The sequence below is a fragment of the Intrasporangium flavum genome (assembly GCF_001956915.1).
Lineage (GTDB): Bacteria > Actinomycetota > Actinomycetes > Actinomycetales > Dermatophilaceae > Monashia > Monashia flava.
The window spans coordinates 43,411-59,754 of the sequence record NZ_MLJO01000012.1; the positions used below are offsets into that span (position 1 = coordinate 43,411).

Below are 16,344 nucleotides of genomic sequence, written 5' to 3' on the forward strand. Positions count from 1 at the left end.
TCAGATCCCCTCTCCCGCAAGCCCGCCCGCGACCGAGTCCGACGGGCGACGCTCTGCCCGCACCGGTCCGGAGAGGTTGGCACGCAGGCGGCGACGGGCCGCGACGCCCCGCTCCCCCGGCAGCACGAGTGCGCGCACGCCGGAGCCGAGCACCTGGCCGACGCGGCTGACCTGCCAGCCGACCGCCCCGTGGTGCTTGCGTAGGAACAGCTCCTGGGCCGCCTGCACGTGCCCCTCGCGACGGTCGGGGTCGGTGCTCGTGGCGGCGCCGACGTGGACGGCGTTCGCCTCGGGCACCAGGGCGTGGCGCCAGCCGAGCCGCACGGCCCGCGCCGCCCAGTCGGTCTCCTCGCCGTAGAGGAAGAAGCGTTCCTCGTCGAAGGGGCCGACGTGGTCGAGGGCCTCGCGGCGCAGCAGCAGCACCGAGCCGATGACGTACCGGTCGCGGCGCCACCGCCCGATGCCGGCGGCGTCGAGCCACGTGCCGAGCGGCGACGGGAAGGGCCAGGTGACGCGGGCGGCGCGGCCCTCCGGGTCGACCTGCGCCGGACCGACGCTCGCCAGGCCGGGGTCGGCGGCCAGCGCCGCGACGAGCCGGTCGACGTCGGCCGGCCCGACGGCGGCGTCGGGGTTGACGAGGAGGAGGTCGGCGTCGGGATCCGCGTGACGCAGGCCCTCGTTGACGCCGGCCGCGAAGCCGCCGTTGCGCCCGGGGTCGACGTACCGCGCCCCGTGGCGCTCGGCGACCGCGCGGACCGCGGGCGAGGACGAGTTGTCGACGACCGTGACGCGGCGGCCGGCGAGCGGTTCGAGCGCTCCCCCGAGCAGCTCGGGCTGGCCGTAGGCGACGACGACGACCTCGAGCGGGCGCCGCCCCGGCCCGGCCTCGCGCGGCGTGCGCGTGGCCGACCGGTAGAGGGCGTCGTGGTCGGCGGCCACGCGCTCCCACGACGACGCGGCAGCCCGGGCCAGTCCGGCCTCGCGCAGCCGGTCGGCCGTGGCGGCGTCGCGCCCGGCCTCGGCCGCCGCCTTGGCGAACCCGGCCGCGTCGGCCTCGGCGACGACGAGAGCGGCGTCACCGACGACCTCCGGCAGGGCCCCGCTGTCGCTGACGACGACCGGGGTACCGCACGCCATCGCCTCGAGCGCGACCCGTCCGAACTGCTCGACCCACGACGGGGTCGTCAGCGACGGCACGCAGAGCACGTCGACGGAGCGGAGGAACCCGGGCAGCTGCGCCGGGTCGAGCGCCCCGAGGTGCTCGACGCGGGCGGCCACCCCGAGGTCGGCGGCGAGCGCGTCGAGACGAGGGCGGTCGGGACCGTCACCGGCGACGCGCAGCACCAGGCCGGCGTCGAGGGCCAGGGCCTCGAGCAGGACGTGCACGCCCTTGGCGGGGTCGAGCCGCCCGGCGTAGCCGACGACGACGTCGCCACCCTCGCGGGAGCGGTCGTCGCGGGTCGGGCCCGGCGTGAAGGTCGTGAGGTCGGTGCCGAGGTCGATGGTGCGCGCCCGGCCCATGAAGCCCTTGCGCTCGACGATGCGCCCTGCGGCGTCGTTGCACACGTCGACGCCGGACGCGTGCCGCAGCGCCCAGCGCTCGAGCCAGCGGAAGGGCGGCGGGTAGCGCTTGTCGATGTTCTGGGCCGAGTAGAGGACGTACGGGGCGCGCTGGCGGCGCAGCCGGCGCAGGAGCAGCACCTCGGCGGTCGCGAGCGCGAACGGCTCCTCGTGCACGTCGACGACGTCCAGCGGCCGCCCGAGCGCCCGCCACAGCGGCCGCGGGTCGTAGACGAACAGGGCCGGGTGGCGTCCGACGGTGGCGACGCCGGTGACCGGCTCGCCGTCACGGGGCACGAGGGGCACGACGCGCCCGCCCTCGGACCACTCACGGGCACAGAGGAGCTCGACGTCGTGACCGAGCCGGCGCAGCGCGCGCTCGCGCTCGCGCCAGCCGTCGACGACGGCGCTGTGGGACACGCGCAGTGCCCGCATCGGCCCCCTCCTGACCGTTCCTGGTCGGGCCCGCGGGCCCGACCGGCCCCTCCCCAGGGACCGCCGGTGCCAGATGTCCCCGACTGGGCCCCGGCATTCGGATGATATGGGACGATGCTCGCACGTACCGTCGAGATCGGCCGGGGGGACCGTGACTTTTCGTGACTTCCTCACAGTGCTGGGGGCACGGTGGCGGATCGTCGTCCTCAGCCTGTTGACGGTGATCGCGGCCACGGCCGTCCAGACGATGCTGACGCCTGCCGTCTACACGGCCAGCACGAAGATCTACCTGTCGGCCACCGAGCCGCCGAGCTCCACCGACGGCAAGTCGGGCACGTACGCCATCCAGGCCACCGACCTCGCCACCTACCTCGACGTCCTCACCTCGCCGTCGGTCAGCGAGCCGCTGACCCAGCGCCTCGGGCTGCCTCCGGGCACGCCCCTCGGCCTCTCCGGCGAGGTGTCGCAGACCTCGAACATGATGACGATCAGCTCGACCGGTGGCGACCCGCAGCTCGTGGCCCGCGTCGCCAACGAGGCCGGGCCGGTCCTGGCCGAGGTCGCCAAGAAGTTCTCGCCGCTGCTCGCCTCCAACGGCCAGGCGGTCGAGTCCACGACGATCTCGCCCGCGTCGGTGCCGGGCGAGCCGATCTCGCCGAACGCCAGGCGCAACCTGCTCATCGGCGGGCTGCTCGGCCTCGCCCTCGGCATCGGCCTCGCCCTGCTGACCCACACCCTCGACACCAAGGTGCGCACCGAGGAGGACATCAAGGCGCTGTCCAAGCGTCCGATCCTCGGCGACATCCCGCTCGTCAAGGCCGCCAAGGACTCCACCGGCTTCGTCAGCCTCGAGTCCGACCCGCACGGGCGGCACGCCGAGGCCATCCGCCGGCTGCGCACCAACCTCCTCTTCGTCGACGTCACCACCGGCGGCCACTCCTTCGTCGTCACCTCCTCGGTGCCGGGCGAGGGCAAGACGACCACGACGGTCAACCTCGCGCTCGCCATGGCCGACGCCGGTTCGCGGGTGCTGCTCATCGACGGCGACCTGCGCAACCCGTCGGTGGCCAGGGCGCTCGGCCTCGACGGCGGCTTCGGCCTCACGACCCTGCTGCTCGGGCTCGCCGAGCCCGACGACGTGATCCAGCAGTGGCGCGACAGCACGCTCTTCGTGCTGCCGGCCGGGGCCGTGCCGCCGAACCCGAGCGAGCTGCTCGGGTCCGAGCCGATGGAGCAGCTCTTCGGCAAGCTCGCCCAGCAGTTCGACTTCATCCTCGTCGACAGCCCGCCCGTCGTGCCCGTCATCGACGCCGTGCTCATCAACAAGCTGACGCACGGCCTCATCATGGTCGTCGGCGCGGAGCGGACGAAGAAGAAGGACCTCGCGAGCGCCGTCCAGTCCCTGGAGACGGTCGACGTGCCGGTGGCCGGGTTCGCCCTCAACATGGTGCCGTCAGGGTCCTCGACGACCCACCGCTACGGCTACTACGGCTACAACCACGACACCTATGCGCCGGCCAAGCCGGTCAAGCCGTCCCGGTCGGAGAAGGCCGCGGCCAAGGCGTCGGCGAAGGCCGCGGCCAAGGCCGAGCGGGCCGAGCACAAGCGGCAGCCCGCCCGGCACGGCTGACCTGCGCCGGGTCAGCGGGCGGCGCGCAGCAGCCCGCGGGCCACGAGGTCGGCGACGAACGCGTCGACCTGCTCGCCCACGGCCTCGGAGGACTGCTCCCACGCGGCCGCCACCCGGGTGCGCCAGCCCTCCGCGGGGGCGCTCGTGGCGGACGTCCAGATCGAGGCGGCGACGCCCTCGAGCACGTGGATCGGGCCCCCGGGCAGCCCCGCCACCCAGACCGTCAGGCCGTCGGCCGCGACGACCGCGGCGACGTCGCCGGCCGGCTCGTAGGCAGGGCGGTCCCCGCTCACGTCCCGCTCCCGCGTCGGCGGTGCAGCTGCTCGCCGACGCCGCGCACCGGGCGGGCGAAGAACTCGGCGACGACCTCACGGCGGGTCAGCGGCGCGCCCCGCACGATGCTGAGGTGCTCGACGTTGACGAGGACCGAGCGTCCGGCCACCGTCAGCTTGGCGCGGAGCCCACGGGCGGCGCGGATGCGGGCCCGCCACTCCTCGACGCGGGTGCCACCGCGCGCCGCGACGCGCCACAGGCCGTAGGCGGGGTCGCCGGCGTGGTCGTCGAGGGTGCCGGTGATGACGGAGAAGGCGAGGTGGGCATCGAGCCGGTCGACCCAGTCGAGGACCGCGGCGCGCTCGGCGTCCGTGGCGCTCGTCCAGACGCAGTCGACGTCGCGGGCGGCCTTGGCGTCGTTGCCGGCCCGGGCCGCGTGCAGCAGCAGGAGGCACGCCTGGGCGGGGCGCGAGGGCACGGCGCACGGTCGTCCGCCGAGCGAGGTCGTCTGCCGTTCGGACCACAGGGCCTCGAAGGCGGCCTCGGGCGTCGGCCCGGTGCCGGGGAAGAGGCGGTGCACGTCGAGCAGACCGAAGTCCTCGTGCCGGAAGGTCGCGGAGTGCTCGAACGACGAGCCGTACGCGAAGGTGTTGATGAGGTCCCAGCCGTGGTCGCGCAGCCCGGACAGGACGGCGGGCACGTCGCTCGGGTGCACGAGGACGTCGGCGTCGGAGTAGCTGCGGCTCGGCACGAGGCTCGGGTCGAGCGCGGCGCCCTTGACGTGGACGGCGCGGGCGCCGAGGCCGTCGACGAGGTGCTGGACGGCCGCGTGGGCGAAGGCGATTCGCACCTCGTGCGGGATGTCGACGGTCGACGTCACAGCCATCGAGCCAACCCCCATACACTGCGAGCCAACCGGACGTTCGCACCCTAACAGCCCGTCCGGGGCCGCGGACCCGGGTCGCGACGAACGGCCCCGCGCGACGGTGGCCGCGGGTGCCGGAGAGGGGGTCACGTGTCGCGTCGAGCCCGAGTCGTCTGGCTGCTCTGCGGGCTCGCGGCGGTCCTCGGCTTCGTCCTGACGGCACTGCTCGTGCTGCGCACCTCCCCCGGAGAGGCCGTCGACCGCTGGGTCTCCCGGGTCGTGCTCGACGGCGTGCCGGCCGGGCTCCGGCGCGGTCTCGACGCCCTCGCCCGGCCCTGGCTGCTCGTCGCGCTCGCCCCCGTCGACGTGGCGCTGGCCCTGCTCGCGATCGTCCGGCGCGGGTGGCGCCGGCTGGGCGTGGCGGTGCTCGTCGTCCTCGCGTGCGCCGTCGTGACGGCAGGCCTCGACGCGCCGGCCCTGCTCCGCCTGCCGGGAGCCGGCTACCCGTCCGACCACGCGACGGTGGGGTTCACGCTCCTCGTGGCGCTCGGCGTCCTGTGGCCCCGCCCCCTCGGACGCGGTGGGCTCGGTGTCGGGGCCGTGCTGGCCGTCGTCGTCGGCGTCGGCAACGTCAGCTGGTACGCGCACCGCCCCGTCGACGTCCTCGGCAGCGCCCTGCTCGTGGCGGCCGCGACGGCGCTGTCCGTGGCGCTGCTCGGCGGCGACGCGTCGAACGTGCGCCTCGAGGCGGGAACTCGCTCGGACGCCCCAACGCCGGACCGTTCAGAGGCCCACTGACCGCCAGACGCGGGCGTGCCCGAGGGCGCTGGCCTCCCACGTGAACCGCCGGGCCCGCGCGAGCCCGCGTGCGACGAGGGCGGCCCGGTCGGTGCCGGCGGCCAGGGCGTCGAGGACGCCGTCGGCCAGGCCCGGGCCGGTGGGCTCGACGAGCAGCCCCGCGTCGCCGACGACCTCGGGCAGCGAGGACCGGTTCGAGGCCACGACGGGGACGCCCGCCGCCATGGCCTCGAGGGCGGGCAGCCCGAATCCTTCGACGAGCGAGGGGACGACGACGACCTCGGCCGCGGCGTAGAGGCCCGGCACGTCCTCGGCCGGGAGTCGCCCGGCCAGGACGACGCCGGGCAGCTCGGCGAACAGCTCGGTCCGGCGCGGGTGCGGCGGCCCGGCAAGGACGAGCGTCAGGTCGGGGCGCGCCCGGTGGACGACGGGCCAGGCGTCGGCGAGGGCGGCGAGGTTCTTGCGCTCCGAGGCACCGCCCGCGGTGAGGACGTACGGGCCGGTGACACCGAGCGCCTCGAGGCGTCGCGACGGCAGCGCCTGCGCCCCGAAGAAGAGGGCGTCGACGCCGTTGGGCACGACGTGCGGGTCACGGATGCCGAGGGCCTCGACCGCCTCGGAGGCCGTGTACTCGGAGACGCAGACGACGGCGGCCGCCCGCCGCAGCTCCTCGGCGGCGGCCCGGACCGGGGCCGACTCGTCGGCGAAGCGCCAGGCGACGACGTCGTGCAGGGTCACGACCTCGGTCGGGGCCGGCGGCAGCTCGAGGCTCATCCGGTGCACGAGGCCCGCCCCGCGGTGCACGAGCCGGCCGACGGCGGCGCGCGGCCCGGCCGGCGCCTGCGACAGCCAGCCCATCGGCAGCCGGACCGTGCCGGGCAGCGGTGACCGGAGCGAGCGGGCGATGCTGCGCCTGACCTCCCACGTCTCCCCCGGACCCGAGAGCACGTCGAGGGCGGCGCCGGCCCGGGAGGCCACGTGGCCCTCGTAGGCCTGCGCCCCCATGGGCACGGCCGTGGCCGTCGTGGCGATGGTGAGGCGGGGCACGCGTCCTCCTCCGGCGGTCAGCGGGTCGGTGCGGAACGGCGGTCTCGGGCCGTGCCCGCATCGTAGGGTGAGAGCCGCCGCCCGGGCGGGGACCCGGGCCGTTCCGACACCCCGAGGAGGCGGCGTGACCGGTGGTCGGCCCCGCGTCGCCCTCGTCGCGTCGTCCTACGACCCGTACGTCGGCGGCGTCGAGTCGCACGTCCGGCACGTGGCCCGGGCGCTGCGCCGGCTCGGCACCGACGTCGAGGTGTGGACCGTCGACCGGGGCGAGCACCTCGACGAGCGGGTCCTCGACGACGTCGTCGTGCGGTACCTGCCGACGCCGATGCCGGCCCGCAACGCGGCGTCCCTCGCCCGCTTCGCGACCGCAGCGCCTGCCGCGTGGCGTCGCTGGCGTGCCGCCCACCGCGAGCTGTCCCCCGACGTCCTGCACGTCCAGTGCTTCGGGCCCAACGGGGCCTGGGCCCTGGCGCTGTCGCGCCACACCGGAACCCCGCTCGTCGTGTCGAGCCACGGCGAGACCATGGCCGATGACCACGACGCGTTCGGTGGCTCGGCGCTGCTGCGCCGCGCGCTGACCCGCGCCCTCGCCGAGTCCGCGGTGACCACCGGGTGCTCCGAGTCGGTGGTGGCCGACCTGCGCAGCCGGTTCGGTCTCGCCGGAGGGGTCGTCGTGCCCAACGGCGTCGACCTGGCGGCGCACCCCCTCGGCCCGGCCGGCCCCCCGCCGCCCCACGACGGGCAGGCTCCGATCGTCCTGGGCGTCGGCCGGCTCGAGCACAACAAGGGCTTCGACCTGCTCGTCGATGCCGTCGGCCGGCTGCACGAGGAGCGGCGCGCGGCGCCGCCCCGGCTCGTGCTCGTCGGCAGCGGTACGCAGGAACAGCGCCTCGTGGAACGGGCGCGGTCGCGCGGGATCGGCGACCGGGTCGAGCTCACCGGCGCTCTCGACGAGGCGGGCGTCGACGCGTGGCTGCGACGCGCATCCGTCGTCGTCGTACCGAGCCGGGTCGAGGCGTTCGGGATCGTCGCCCTCGAGGCGTGGCGGGCCGGGGCGCCGCTCGTCGCGACGAGCCTCGGCGGCCCGGCCACGTTCGTCACCGACGACGTCGACGGCCTGCTCGTCGACCCGACCGACGAGCGCGCGCTCGCCGGCGCCGTCGGCGCGCTGCTCGACGACCCGTCCCGCGCTCACCGGCTCGCGTCCGCAGGACTCGAGCGGGTGCGCGGCTACGACTGGTCCGACGTCGCCGCGGCCTACGCGAGGATCCACGCCGACGTGGTGCGCGAGCCGAGCCGCGTCACCACCTGACGGCGTCGACACCCGCACCCGACCGCGGCCAACGAGGTCGCGGTCAGCGAACCGGCGTCGCCCCGCCGAGGAGGAGGTCGAGCACCCGGGAGGCGGGACGACGGACGCGGTCGGGCAGGACCCGATCGACGGCGCCGCGGTCCTCGACCGTGAGCCCCGCACCGAGCAGGCGCAGCACGCCGACGCACATCACGGTGCCGAGCACCGCGGCGCCCACCGCACGCAGGAGCACCGGCCCCTCGACGGCTGCGGCGGCCAGGTAGGCCCCGACCGCCGACAGCGACCCGACGAGGAGCGGCACGGCGTCGCGGGCCACGACGCGCAGCGGTAGGTCGAGGGCGCGCAGCTCGCGCACCGCAAGGATGCCGAGGCTCGTCAGGGCCCCGGCGGCGTTGGCGACCACAGCACCCCACACCCCGATCGAGGGCACGAGGGCCACGGCCAGCCCGAGGTCGACGACGAGCGCCACGACGTAGGCCACGAGGATCGGGTTGCCCGACAGCCGTGCCGTGACGAACGCGAAGATCGGGCCCCCGGCCGTCGCGATGCCCGAGGTCACCGCGAGCGCCAGCACCACCGGTGAGGCTTCGGCGAACTGGTGCCCGTAGAGCACGGGGACGAGCAGGGCCAGCGGCGCCACGACCGCGGCGTCGACGAGGGCGACGACCGACGACCCGCTGCGCACCACGCGGCGGAACGCCGGTGCCACGGCCGACTCGTCGACCTCGCGCAGCCCGGAGATCGCGGGGATGAGCGGACCGACGATGGCCTGCGCCGGCGCGAAGGTGTGCACGGCCAGACCGAATGACAGCGCGTAGATGCCGAGGGCCTCCGGCGTCGCGAGCCAGCTGAGGACGAAGACCTCGCTGCGCGAGGACACGAGACCGCTGACCACCCCCGCGAGCCCCATCGGCACGGCGAACCGCCAGAAGCCGGCCGGCATCCCGCGCGGCAGGGCCGGACGCAGCACCGCGACGCGGTAGGCGGGGGCGATCCGCGCCAGGCACAGCCCGACCGCCAGACCGGTCACGACCAGGCGCGTGGCCCACACGGCGTCCGGGGTCCGCACGACGAGCGCCACGACGACGACCGCCACCTGGGTCAGCAGGGTCGTCACGAGCGCGATCTTCGCCCCGTCCGCGGTCTTGTTCTCGATGCCGAGGCTCGTCGCGCCGCCGTCGAGCGCCGAGGGCAGCACGACGCCGAAGAGCAGGGCCACGCCCATCGCCCACGGCGGCACGTCGGCGGTCACGAAGACCACGACGAGCAGCACCGGCATCGCCACGACGAGCCGGAAGCCCTGCCACTGCGAGAGCAGCCGCGCCACGTCGGCGGTGCGGCCCCCGGCGTGCGCCTTGGCGCCGTACTGGATGACCGCCGTGGCGAACCCGGTGGTCAGCAGGCCGGAGACGAACTCCATGATCGCCGTGAGCAGCGCGAGCCGGCCGTAGTCGGCGGCCCCGAGGACGCGCGCGACGACGAGGTTGACGAGGAACGCGATCGGGATCGCGACGAACGTGTGCACGACCGTCCACGCGGCGCCACGCACGGCGCGCTCCTGGAGGTGACCGGCGCTCATGGCCGTGGGGTCGTCACCGACGTCACGGGCCGCGGCGGCATCGGGCACGAGGACCCTGTCGTCGGGACCGGTCTCGTCACCGGGCGAGGAGGCCGGCATGAGCGGCAGTATGTCAGCCGTCCCGGTGGATGCGGCCCGATCCGCCCGTTTCGACCCCTCCCGCGTCGTAACCTCGCAGCGTGCCACGCCCCGTCCACGTCGCCGTGCTCGACCACACCGCCGAGCCCGGTGGCGCCGAGCTGGCCCTCGTGCGCGTCCTCGAGGGCCTCGACCCGCACCGGGTCACCCCGGTCGTCGTGCTCTTCGCCGACGGCCCGCTCGCCGCACGGGTCCGTGCCCTGGGCCACGAGGTCGTCGTCGTGCCCCTCGCCGGGGACGTGCTCGGCGCCGGCCGCGCCACCGGCCCGGCCGCGGCCCTGCACCCGCGTCGGGTCCTCGCCGGCGCGTCCTTCCTGCGGCGTCTCGTCGCGACGCTCCGCCGCCTCGACGTCGACGTCGTGCACACCACCTCGCTCAAGGCCGACCTCGCCGGCGCCCTCGCCGCGCCCCTGGCCCGGCGCCCGCTCGTCTGGCACGTGCACGACCGGCTCGCCCCCGACTACCTGCCGGCGCGCACCGCGCGCCTGCTGCAGTCCCTCGCCCGACGCGTCCCGCACACGGTCGTCGCCAACTCCGAGGCCACGGCCGCCACGTTGCCCGGTGCCCGGCGGCTCACGGTCGTGCACCCCGGGCTCGCCCCCGAGCAGGTCGCACCCGCGGCGCGCACGCGCCAGCCGGCCGGCCCGCCCGTCGTCGTCATGGTCGGCCGCATCAGCCCGACCAAGGGCCAGCTCGTCCTCGTGCGCGCGGCCCGACGCGTCGCCGACGCCCGCCCCGACGTGTGCGTCCGCATCGTCGGCGACCCGGCCTTCGGCGCCGACGACTACGCCGAGCAGGTCCGCGCCGAGGTGCGGGCGCTCAGCCTGCAGGACCACGTCGAGCTCGTCGGGTTCCGGCCCGACCCGCGCCACGAGCTGGACCGCGCCAGCGTCGCCGTGCACGCCGCGACGGTGCCCGAGCCGTTCGGCCAGGTCGTCACCGAGGCCATGGCCGCGGGCGTCCCAGTCGTGGCCACCCGCGGTGGCGGCGTCGACGAGATCGTCCGCACCGACGCCGACGCTGCGACCGGGCTGCTCGTGCGGCCCGGGGATCCCGACGCCCTCGCCGCCGCCGTCCTCGACGTCCTCGACGACCCCGAGCGGGCCCTGGCGCGCGCTGCCCGAGCCCACGCCGACGTGACGCGCCGGTTCCTCGCCGCCGCGTCGGCCGAGGGTCTGACCCGCGTCTGGGAGCAAGCCGCCCGCTCGACGCCCCACCTAGCGCCCCACCCGGTGCCCCACCCGGCGCGGAGCCGCCGATGAGCACGCCCACGACGCGCGTGAACGTCGTCTGCGCGCCGCCAAACGGCCCGAACCCCGGCATGGCGAGCGTCGACCTCGCCTTCGAGCACGTCGCCCGGCACGCCGGGCTCACCGACGTGCGCTACTGGCGGCTCTGGGACCAGAGCGAGTGGCGCGCGGCGCCGGGCGGCTCCGAGCGCCTCGACGACCACCGGGTCCGCGACACCGACACCGGCCTCACCTACGAGCTGGCCCGCGGCCGCCTCGAGGAGGTGCTCGACGCCGACCGCGTCGTCTTCTGGGGCGACTTCCTCCACATGGCCGTCTACCTCGAGCACAGCGCGCACGTGCTCACCGACCGCATCGGCCTGCCCCTCGACGCCGACGCCGCGCTCCGGCTCACCGGGCAGCACCTGCTGCTCACCGACGCCGGCCCGGACGTGCTCGGACGCGTCGTCACCTACGGCTCGACGCTGGCCTTCAACATGCCGGGCGACTATCGCGGCCCCTACGGCGAGGCGCTGCGCCGCTTCCACCGGGGCGCCGCCGCCGTGAGCCACCGCGACCCGTACTCCTCGGAGGTCGCGCAACGCCATCGCGGTGGCGCCGACTGCTGCGGTGGCACCGACGCCGCCCTCGTGCTGCCGCCACCGTGCCCCGCGACGCACACCGACTCCGCCGTGGGCGTCGGCGGCGACCCCCGCGGCACCGGAGGCGCGGGCGACCCGGGCGTCCTCGGCGTCTTCGTCGGCCGCTCCCGGCTCTCCCCCGAAGACGTCGGCACGTTCGGGCGCCGTCTCGCCGGCGCCCTCGGGCTGAGGTCGGCGTGGGTGCCCTGGGGGCACGAGCCCGGCTTCTGGCCGATGCGCGGACGCGCCCGGCTCCGGCTGGCCTGGCCCGAGCTCGACGCCGGCGTGCCCACCGCATCGGGCCTGCGGCGGGCCCGGCTCGCGGCGTCGGCCCTGCGCGAGGGGCCACGCCCCGACGAGCCCCTGACGCTGGGCCAGCTCGAGCACCGCCTCCTCGCCTGCCGCCTCGTGCTCACCGACACCTACCACCTGGCCCTCACCGCGTGGCGGCTCGGCGTGCCCGCCGTCTGCCTCGTCGACCCGCCCCACGCGGAGTGGAGCGTCAACGCCGGGGCGGTCGGGTCCGAGCGCGACAAGCGGGTCGACCTCTACTCGCGGCTCGACGCGCTGCCGCTGCTCGTGCACGCGCTGCCCGGGCGGCTGCGGTCACGCGCGGAGGTGCGACGCGTGGCCGACGCGCTCGCCGACGGCCACGCCGAGGCCGCGGCACGGTCGTGGGTGTCGGACCGTCGTTCCGCGGAGACCGCGCGCGTGCTCCGTATGCTGGCGCTGCCGTGACCGGCCGGCCCCTCGGGGAGCCCCGTCGACCGCGTGCGCCCCGCCCGACGAGCACCGGGAGCCGCGAGTGACCCACCGTCCACGCGTCGCCATCGCGCACGACTACCTCACGCAGCGAGGGGGCGCCGAGCGCGTCGTCCTCGCCCTGCACCGCGCCTTTCCCGACGCGCCGATCCACACGACGCTCTACGACCCGGCCGGCACCTACCCGGAGTTCCGCGACGCCCACGTCGTCACCTCCCCGATCGACCACGTCGCGCCGCTGCGCCGCGACCACCGGGCCGCGCTGCCGGTGCTGCCGTGGGCGATCTCGCGCCTGCCGGTCGAGGCCGACGTCGTCGTGGCGTCGAGCTCGGGCTGGGCGCACGGGGTGCCGACCACCGGCCGCAAGCTCGTCTACTGCCACGCCCCGGCGCGCTGGCTCTACCAGACCGACGCCTACCTCGGCGGCCCCGCGGCCCGCTCGCTCCGGGGCCGCGCGCTGCTGACGCTGTCGAGCCGGCTGCGGCGGTGGGACCGCGCGGCCGCGGCCTCGGCCGACCGCTACCTCGCCAACTCCAGCGTCGTGCGCGACCGGGTCCGCGAGGCGTACGGCATCGAGGCCGACGTCGTCGCCCCGCCCTACGGCATCGACGCGTCCGGCCCCCGGGAGCCGGTGCCCGACCTCGCGGACTGGGCCGGCGAGGGCTTCCTGCTCGTCGTGTCGCGGCTGCTGCCGTACAAGAACGTCGACGTCGCGGTCGACGCGGTGCGGGGGCTGCCCGAACGGCTGGTCGTCGTGGGCTCGGGCCCGCTCGAGGGCCGCCTGCGGGCCGACGCGCCCGGGAACGTCCGTCTGGTCACGGGCCTGTCCGACGCGCAGCTGCGCTGGACGTACGCGCACGCGTCGCGGCTGCTCGCCCCGAGCCTCGAGGACTTCGGCCTGACGCCGCTGGAGGCCGCCGCGTTCGGGGTGCCGACGCTGGCCCTGCACGGCGGCGGCTACCTCGACACCATCGAGGAGTCGGCCAACGGCGCCTTCTTCGACGCGCCGTCGGTCGAGGCGGTCCGGGCCGCCGTCGTCGACGCCCGCGAGCGCCGGTGGGAGCCCGACGCCGTCCGCGCCCACGCCGTGCTCTTCTCCGAGGAGCGCTTCCACGCCCGGATGCGGGCCGAGGTGGACCGGCTGCTCGCCGAGCCGTGGCCGGCGTCGGCGCCTAGTTGATGGTGCGCAGCACGAGCACCCACGCGACCACCGGGGCACCCACCGCGAGGATGATCGCGAGGACGCGCTGGGCCGCGGCGTGCGCGTAGACCTTCGCGATGACCGCCGCGGCCACCCCGGCCGCGAACACCCCGAGCGAGTACGTCGCGAACGACGCGCTCAGCTCGACGATCTCGGGCGAGCGGGTGATGTTGGCGATCGTCGCGGCCTTGCCGGCCGGGCCCCACGGCGCCGGCAGCGGCACCTGGGCCAGCAGGATGAGCGCGATGCCGAGCAGGTCGGTGCGCCCGTGGCGCGGGCCGGCGGCGACCGCCTCGCGCCGCGTCGTGGCCACCCGTGACGGCGGCACGTGCGGCGGCGGCGGACGCAGGGCCCGCGGCAGCGTCCACAGCAGGCCCGGCAGGCCGGTGAGCACCGCGAGGTAGGCGGCGTAGAGCTTCGGGCGGTAGTCCGAGGCGAAGCCGAAGACCGTGACGACGAACGGGGTCGCCTGCACGAGCACCCACACGTACACCGCGAAGGCGAGGACGCCGACGAGGACGAGGGTCACCTCGGACCGACGGCGGGTTCCTGCTCCGGACATGCCGCACAGTGTAGGCAGCCCGGGGCACCCGCCCGAATGTGCCCGAACGCGCCCGGCCCGCCACCTAGACTGGCGCCGTGGAGACGACGCGCGGGACCGCCAGCGACCTGTTCGACCCCGACCGGGTCGACGCCGACGCGCTCGCCGACGGGGGCTCGGGCTCGTCCGGATCCGGTGGGTCCGGCGACGACCACGGCAAGGGCCGCGGCGACGACGGAAGCGGCCGGCGCGAGAAGCGTCGCAACCGCAAGGTGCTCGTCGCCGCCCTCGTGCTCCTGCTCGTGCCGGTCCTCGCCGTCGGCGGCTACCTCGCGTGGCTCAACCACCTCGTCACCGACAACGTCAAGCAGGAGCTGCTCCTGCCCGACGCGTCCGGCCCGGGCGCGCTGCCCACGCTGCCCGACGGGAGCGTCGTGACCCAGCCGGCCGGCAACGGCACCAACTACCTCATCATCGGCAACGACGCCGGGCCCGACCGCGTCGGCGCCCGCTCCGACGTCATGGTGCTCGTGCACATCCCGGCCGACCACTCGCGCGTCACGCTGATCCACTTCCCGCGCGACCTCTACGTCTCGATCCCGGGCAAGGGCAAGAACAAGCTCAACGCCGCGTACGCCTTCGGCGGCGCGCCGCTGCTGGTCCGCACGATGCAGGACCTGCTCGGCGTGCGCGTCGACCACGTCGCGATGCTCGGTTTCGAGCAGTTCAAGGCCATGACCGACGCCGTCGGTGGCGTCGACGTGAACGTCGAGGAGCCGAGCAAGGACAACGGCTACGACTTCCAGGTCGGCACCATGCACATGGACGGCGACATGGCCCTGGCCTTCGTCCGCGAGCGCAAGCAGCTGTCCGAGGGCGACATCTCGCGCGGCCGCCGCCAGCTGGCCTTCATCAAGGCGCTCATGCTCAAGACGCTGAACAAGGACGTCCTGCTCAACCCGGTCAAGCTCGGCCAGTTCGCCGACGCCGCGACGAAGAACCTCACCGTCGACCAGCACCTCGACGTGGGCACGATGCGTTCGGAGGCCCTGGCGCTGCGCGACATCCGCGGCGGCGACATCCGGTTCATCACCGCCCCGTTCACCGGCTTCGGCACGAGCCCGGCCGGCGCGTCGATCGACATCGTCGACGAGGTCAAGATGAAGGACCTCGGCGAGGCGATCCGCAACGACGAGCTCAACTCCTACCAGGACTGACGGCGGGCCGCGCCCGACTCAGGCCGCGCGCCAGCTGCGCAGGTCGCCGGCCGCCGTCCACGTGCGGTCGCCGACGACGAGCCAGCCGGCCTGAGCCGTGACGGACAGCGCCACCTGCCCGGCGCGCACGCCCCGCGTCGCGACGCACGCGACGACGGTGCTGCGGTCGGTCCCGACGCGCACGACCTGCACGCCGGCGCACGCGCCGACCACCCGCGCCACGTAGGTGACGATGCCTGCGTCGTCGAGGTTCGACAGGGCCACTCCCCCGGCGGCCGTGCCCTCGGCGCGCCACGTGCGGCCGCCGTCGGTCGAGCCGACGACCTCGCCGCCGGCGCAGAGCGCCTGGGCACGCGTGGCCGAGGTGCGCGACAGGTCGAGGACCGCGGCGCCGCCGCAGGGCTTCGGGTCGGTCGCCTTCGGGGCGACGATGCTCGCCGGGTCGTCGAGGCGGCGCGCCCACGAGCCGGTCACCGCGGCCGGCGCCTGCCACGTGCCGCCGCGGTCGCGCGAGGCGTACTGGCTCGGCACGCACGACGCCGAGGACCCGATGACGAAGACACGCGATGCGTCGAGGGGCTGCACGCGGGCCAGGGCCCGGGCCGGTGAACGCAGCGTCGTCCACGTGGCGCCGCCGTCGGTCGTCACCTCGAGCGCGGCACCTCCGGCCGTGCACGTCCCGGTCGACCCGCGGTAGGCGGTCGACGCGTCGACCCCGGCGACGAGGAGTGCCACCGGGGTCGCGGTGGCCGTGGTCGCCGGCGACGGGGTCGTGGTGGTGGTCGGGTCAGCGGTCGGGCCGGTGGCGCCCGCGGTCGCGCCGGTCGGCCCGGGGCCGGTCGTGGCGGACGTCGAGGGGGTGCCGTCGGGCAGGCGGGTGGCCGCCGACGGTGCCGGGGGCGGCCCGTGCAGGCCGCCGGGGCGCAGGGCCACGGCCACGAGCACGGCGTCGATGATCAGCAGCGCGACGAGCGCGGCCGTCGCCAGCCCTCTCCTCATGAGTCATCCCCCTACGCACGGCACCGCCGACCTCCCGTCCCCCGACGGGCCCCCGCGGTCATGGTAGGGGCGAAATGCCTTGCGACGAGCGGTCGCCCGCAGACTCGGTGGGGATGT

The 16,344-nt window shown here is 75.9% G+C and carries 14 protein-coding genes; 7 read left to right on the top strand and 7 right to left on the bottom strand.

What is annotated here, in order from left to right:
- A complete protein-coding gene (locus tag BIV28_RS10015) occupies positions 1–1,995 on the bottom strand; it encodes a glycosyltransferase (RefSeq protein ID WP_076261490.1) in 1,995 nt (664 codons plus the stop codon).
- A gap of 220 nt (positions 1,996–2,215) precedes the next feature.
- Here BIV28_RS10015 and BIV28_RS10020 point away from each other — a divergent pair, with 220 nt between their 5' ends.
- Positions 2,216–3,625, top strand: coding sequence for a tyrosine-protein kinase domain-containing protein (locus tag BIV28_RS10020; RefSeq protein ID WP_242652884.1), 1,410 nt, complete (start codon positions 2,216–2,218; stop codon positions 3,623–3,625).
- An 11-nt stretch (positions 3,626–3,636) separates the two neighbouring features.
- On the opposite strand, the gene BIV28_RS10025 is transcribed toward BIV28_RS10020, so the two are convergent.
- Together BIV28_RS10025 and BIV28_RS10030 are read right to left on the bottom strand one after the other, a co-directional pair.
- Positions 3,637–3,918: a hypothetical protein gene (locus BIV28_RS10025; RefSeq protein ID WP_076261492.1), complete on the bottom strand. Its 282-nt coding sequence runs from the start codon at positions 3,916–3,918 to the stop codon at positions 3,637–3,639.
- Entirely contained in the window at positions 3,915–4,784 is an 870-nt protein-coding gene (locus BIV28_RS10030; protein ID WP_076261494.1) for a nucleotidyltransferase family protein, read from the bottom strand. Before BIV28_RS10030 ends, BIV28_RS10025 begins: the two co-directional genes overlap by 4 nt.
- Positions 4,785–4,913: 129 nt before the next feature.
- Between BIV28_RS10030 and BIV28_RS10035 the strand changes: the two genes are divergently transcribed.
- Complete coding sequence (locus BIV28_RS10035) at positions 4,914–5,561, top strand: phosphatase PAP2 family protein (protein WP_076261496.1); 648 nt, start codon at positions 4,914–4,916, stop codon at positions 5,559–5,561.
- Here BIV28_RS10035 and BIV28_RS10040 read toward each other — a convergent pair.
- Positions 5,547–6,608, bottom strand: a complete 1,062-nt coding sequence (locus BIV28_RS10040) for a glycosyltransferase family 4 protein (RefSeq protein WP_076261497.1) — start codon at positions 6,606–6,608, stop codon at positions 5,547–5,549. The two genes, BIV28_RS10035 and BIV28_RS10040, sit on opposite strands and share 15 nt — an antisense overlap.
- A 124-nt stretch (positions 6,609–6,732) precedes the next feature.
- Here BIV28_RS10040 and BIV28_RS10045 point away from each other — a divergent pair, with 124 nt between their 5' ends.
- Complete coding sequence (locus BIV28_RS10045; RefSeq protein ID WP_076261499.1) at positions 6,733–7,920, top strand: glycosyltransferase family 4 protein; 1,188 nt, start codon at positions 6,733–6,735, stop codon at positions 7,918–7,920.
- A gap of 43 nt (positions 7,921–7,963) precedes the next feature.
- Here BIV28_RS10045 and BIV28_RS10050 read toward each other — a convergent pair whose 3' ends face one another.
- Positions 7,964–9,598 (bottom strand): lipopolysaccharide biosynthesis protein, encoded by a 1,635-nt coding sequence (locus BIV28_RS10050; protein ID WP_076261501.1) that lies wholly within the window; start codon positions 9,596–9,598, stop codon positions 7,964–7,966.
- Between the two features lie 80 nt (positions 9,599–9,678).
- Between BIV28_RS10050 and BIV28_RS10055 the strand changes: the two genes are divergently transcribed.
- The 3 genes from BIV28_RS10055 (at position 9,679) to BIV28_RS10065 (ending at position 13,449) form a co-directional block, all read left to right on the top strand.
- Positions 9,679–10,899: a glycosyltransferase family 4 protein gene (locus BIV28_RS10055; protein WP_076261503.1), complete on the top strand. Its 1,221-nt coding sequence runs from the start codon at positions 9,679–9,681 to the stop codon at positions 10,897–10,899.
- Positions 10,896–12,245: a hypothetical protein gene (locus tag BIV28_RS10060; protein ID WP_076261504.1), complete on the top strand. Its 1,350-nt coding sequence runs from the start codon at positions 10,896–10,898 to the stop codon at positions 12,243–12,245. Before BIV28_RS10055 ends, BIV28_RS10060 begins: the two co-directional genes overlap by 4 nt.
- Positions 12,246–12,312: 67 nt before the next feature.
- Positions 12,313–13,449 (top strand): glycosyltransferase, encoded by a 1,137-nt coding sequence (locus BIV28_RS10065; RefSeq protein ID WP_076261505.1) that lies wholly within the window; start codon positions 12,313–12,315, stop codon positions 13,447–13,449.
- On the opposite strand, the gene BIV28_RS10070 is transcribed toward BIV28_RS10065, so the two are convergent.
- Positions 13,442–14,032, bottom strand: a complete 591-nt coding sequence (locus BIV28_RS10070) for a hypothetical protein (RefSeq protein ID WP_076261507.1) — start codon at positions 14,030–14,032, stop codon at positions 13,442–13,444. The two genes, BIV28_RS10065 and BIV28_RS10070, sit on opposite strands and share 8 nt — an antisense overlap.
- 77 nt (positions 14,033–14,109) lie before the next feature.
- Here BIV28_RS10070 and BIV28_RS10075 point away from each other — a divergent pair, with 77 nt between their 5' ends.
- Entirely contained in the window at positions 14,110–15,228 is a 1,119-nt protein-coding gene (locus BIV28_RS10075) for an LCP family protein (protein ID WP_076261509.1), read from the top strand.
- An 18-nt stretch (positions 15,229–15,246) separates the two neighbouring features.
- On the opposite strand, the gene BIV28_RS10080 is transcribed toward BIV28_RS10075, so the two are convergent.
- Complete coding sequence (locus BIV28_RS10080) at positions 15,247–16,227, bottom strand: beta propeller repeat protein (RefSeq protein ID WP_076261510.1); 981 nt, start codon at positions 16,225–16,227, stop codon at positions 15,247–15,249.
- Between the last annotated feature and the right edge of the window lie 117 nt (positions 16,228–16,344).

Coding starts and splice junctions, on each gene's coding strand:
- BIV28_RS10015 (WP_076261490.1), bottom strand. CDS start 1,995: ATGCGGGCACTGCGCGTGTCCCACAGCGCCGTCGTCGACGGCTGGCGC.
- BIV28_RS10030 (WP_076261494.1), bottom strand. CDS start 4,784: ATGGCTGTGACGTCGACCGTCGACATCCCGCACGAGGTGCGAATCGCC.
- BIV28_RS10050 (WP_076261501.1), bottom strand. CDS start 9,598: ATGCCGGCCTCCTCGCCCGGTGACGAGACCGGTCCCGACGACAGGGTC.
- BIV28_RS10060 (WP_076261504.1), top strand. CDS start 10,896: ATGAGCACGCCCACGACGCGCGTGAACGTCGTCTGCGCGCCGCCAAAC.
- BIV28_RS10070 (WP_076261507.1), bottom strand. CDS start 14,032: ATGTCCGGAGCAGGAACCCGCCGTCGGTCCGAGGTGACCCTCGTCCTC.
- BIV28_RS10080 (WP_076261510.1), bottom strand. CDS start 16,227: ATGAGGAGAGGGCTGGCGACGGCCGCGCTCGTCGCGCTGCTGATCATC.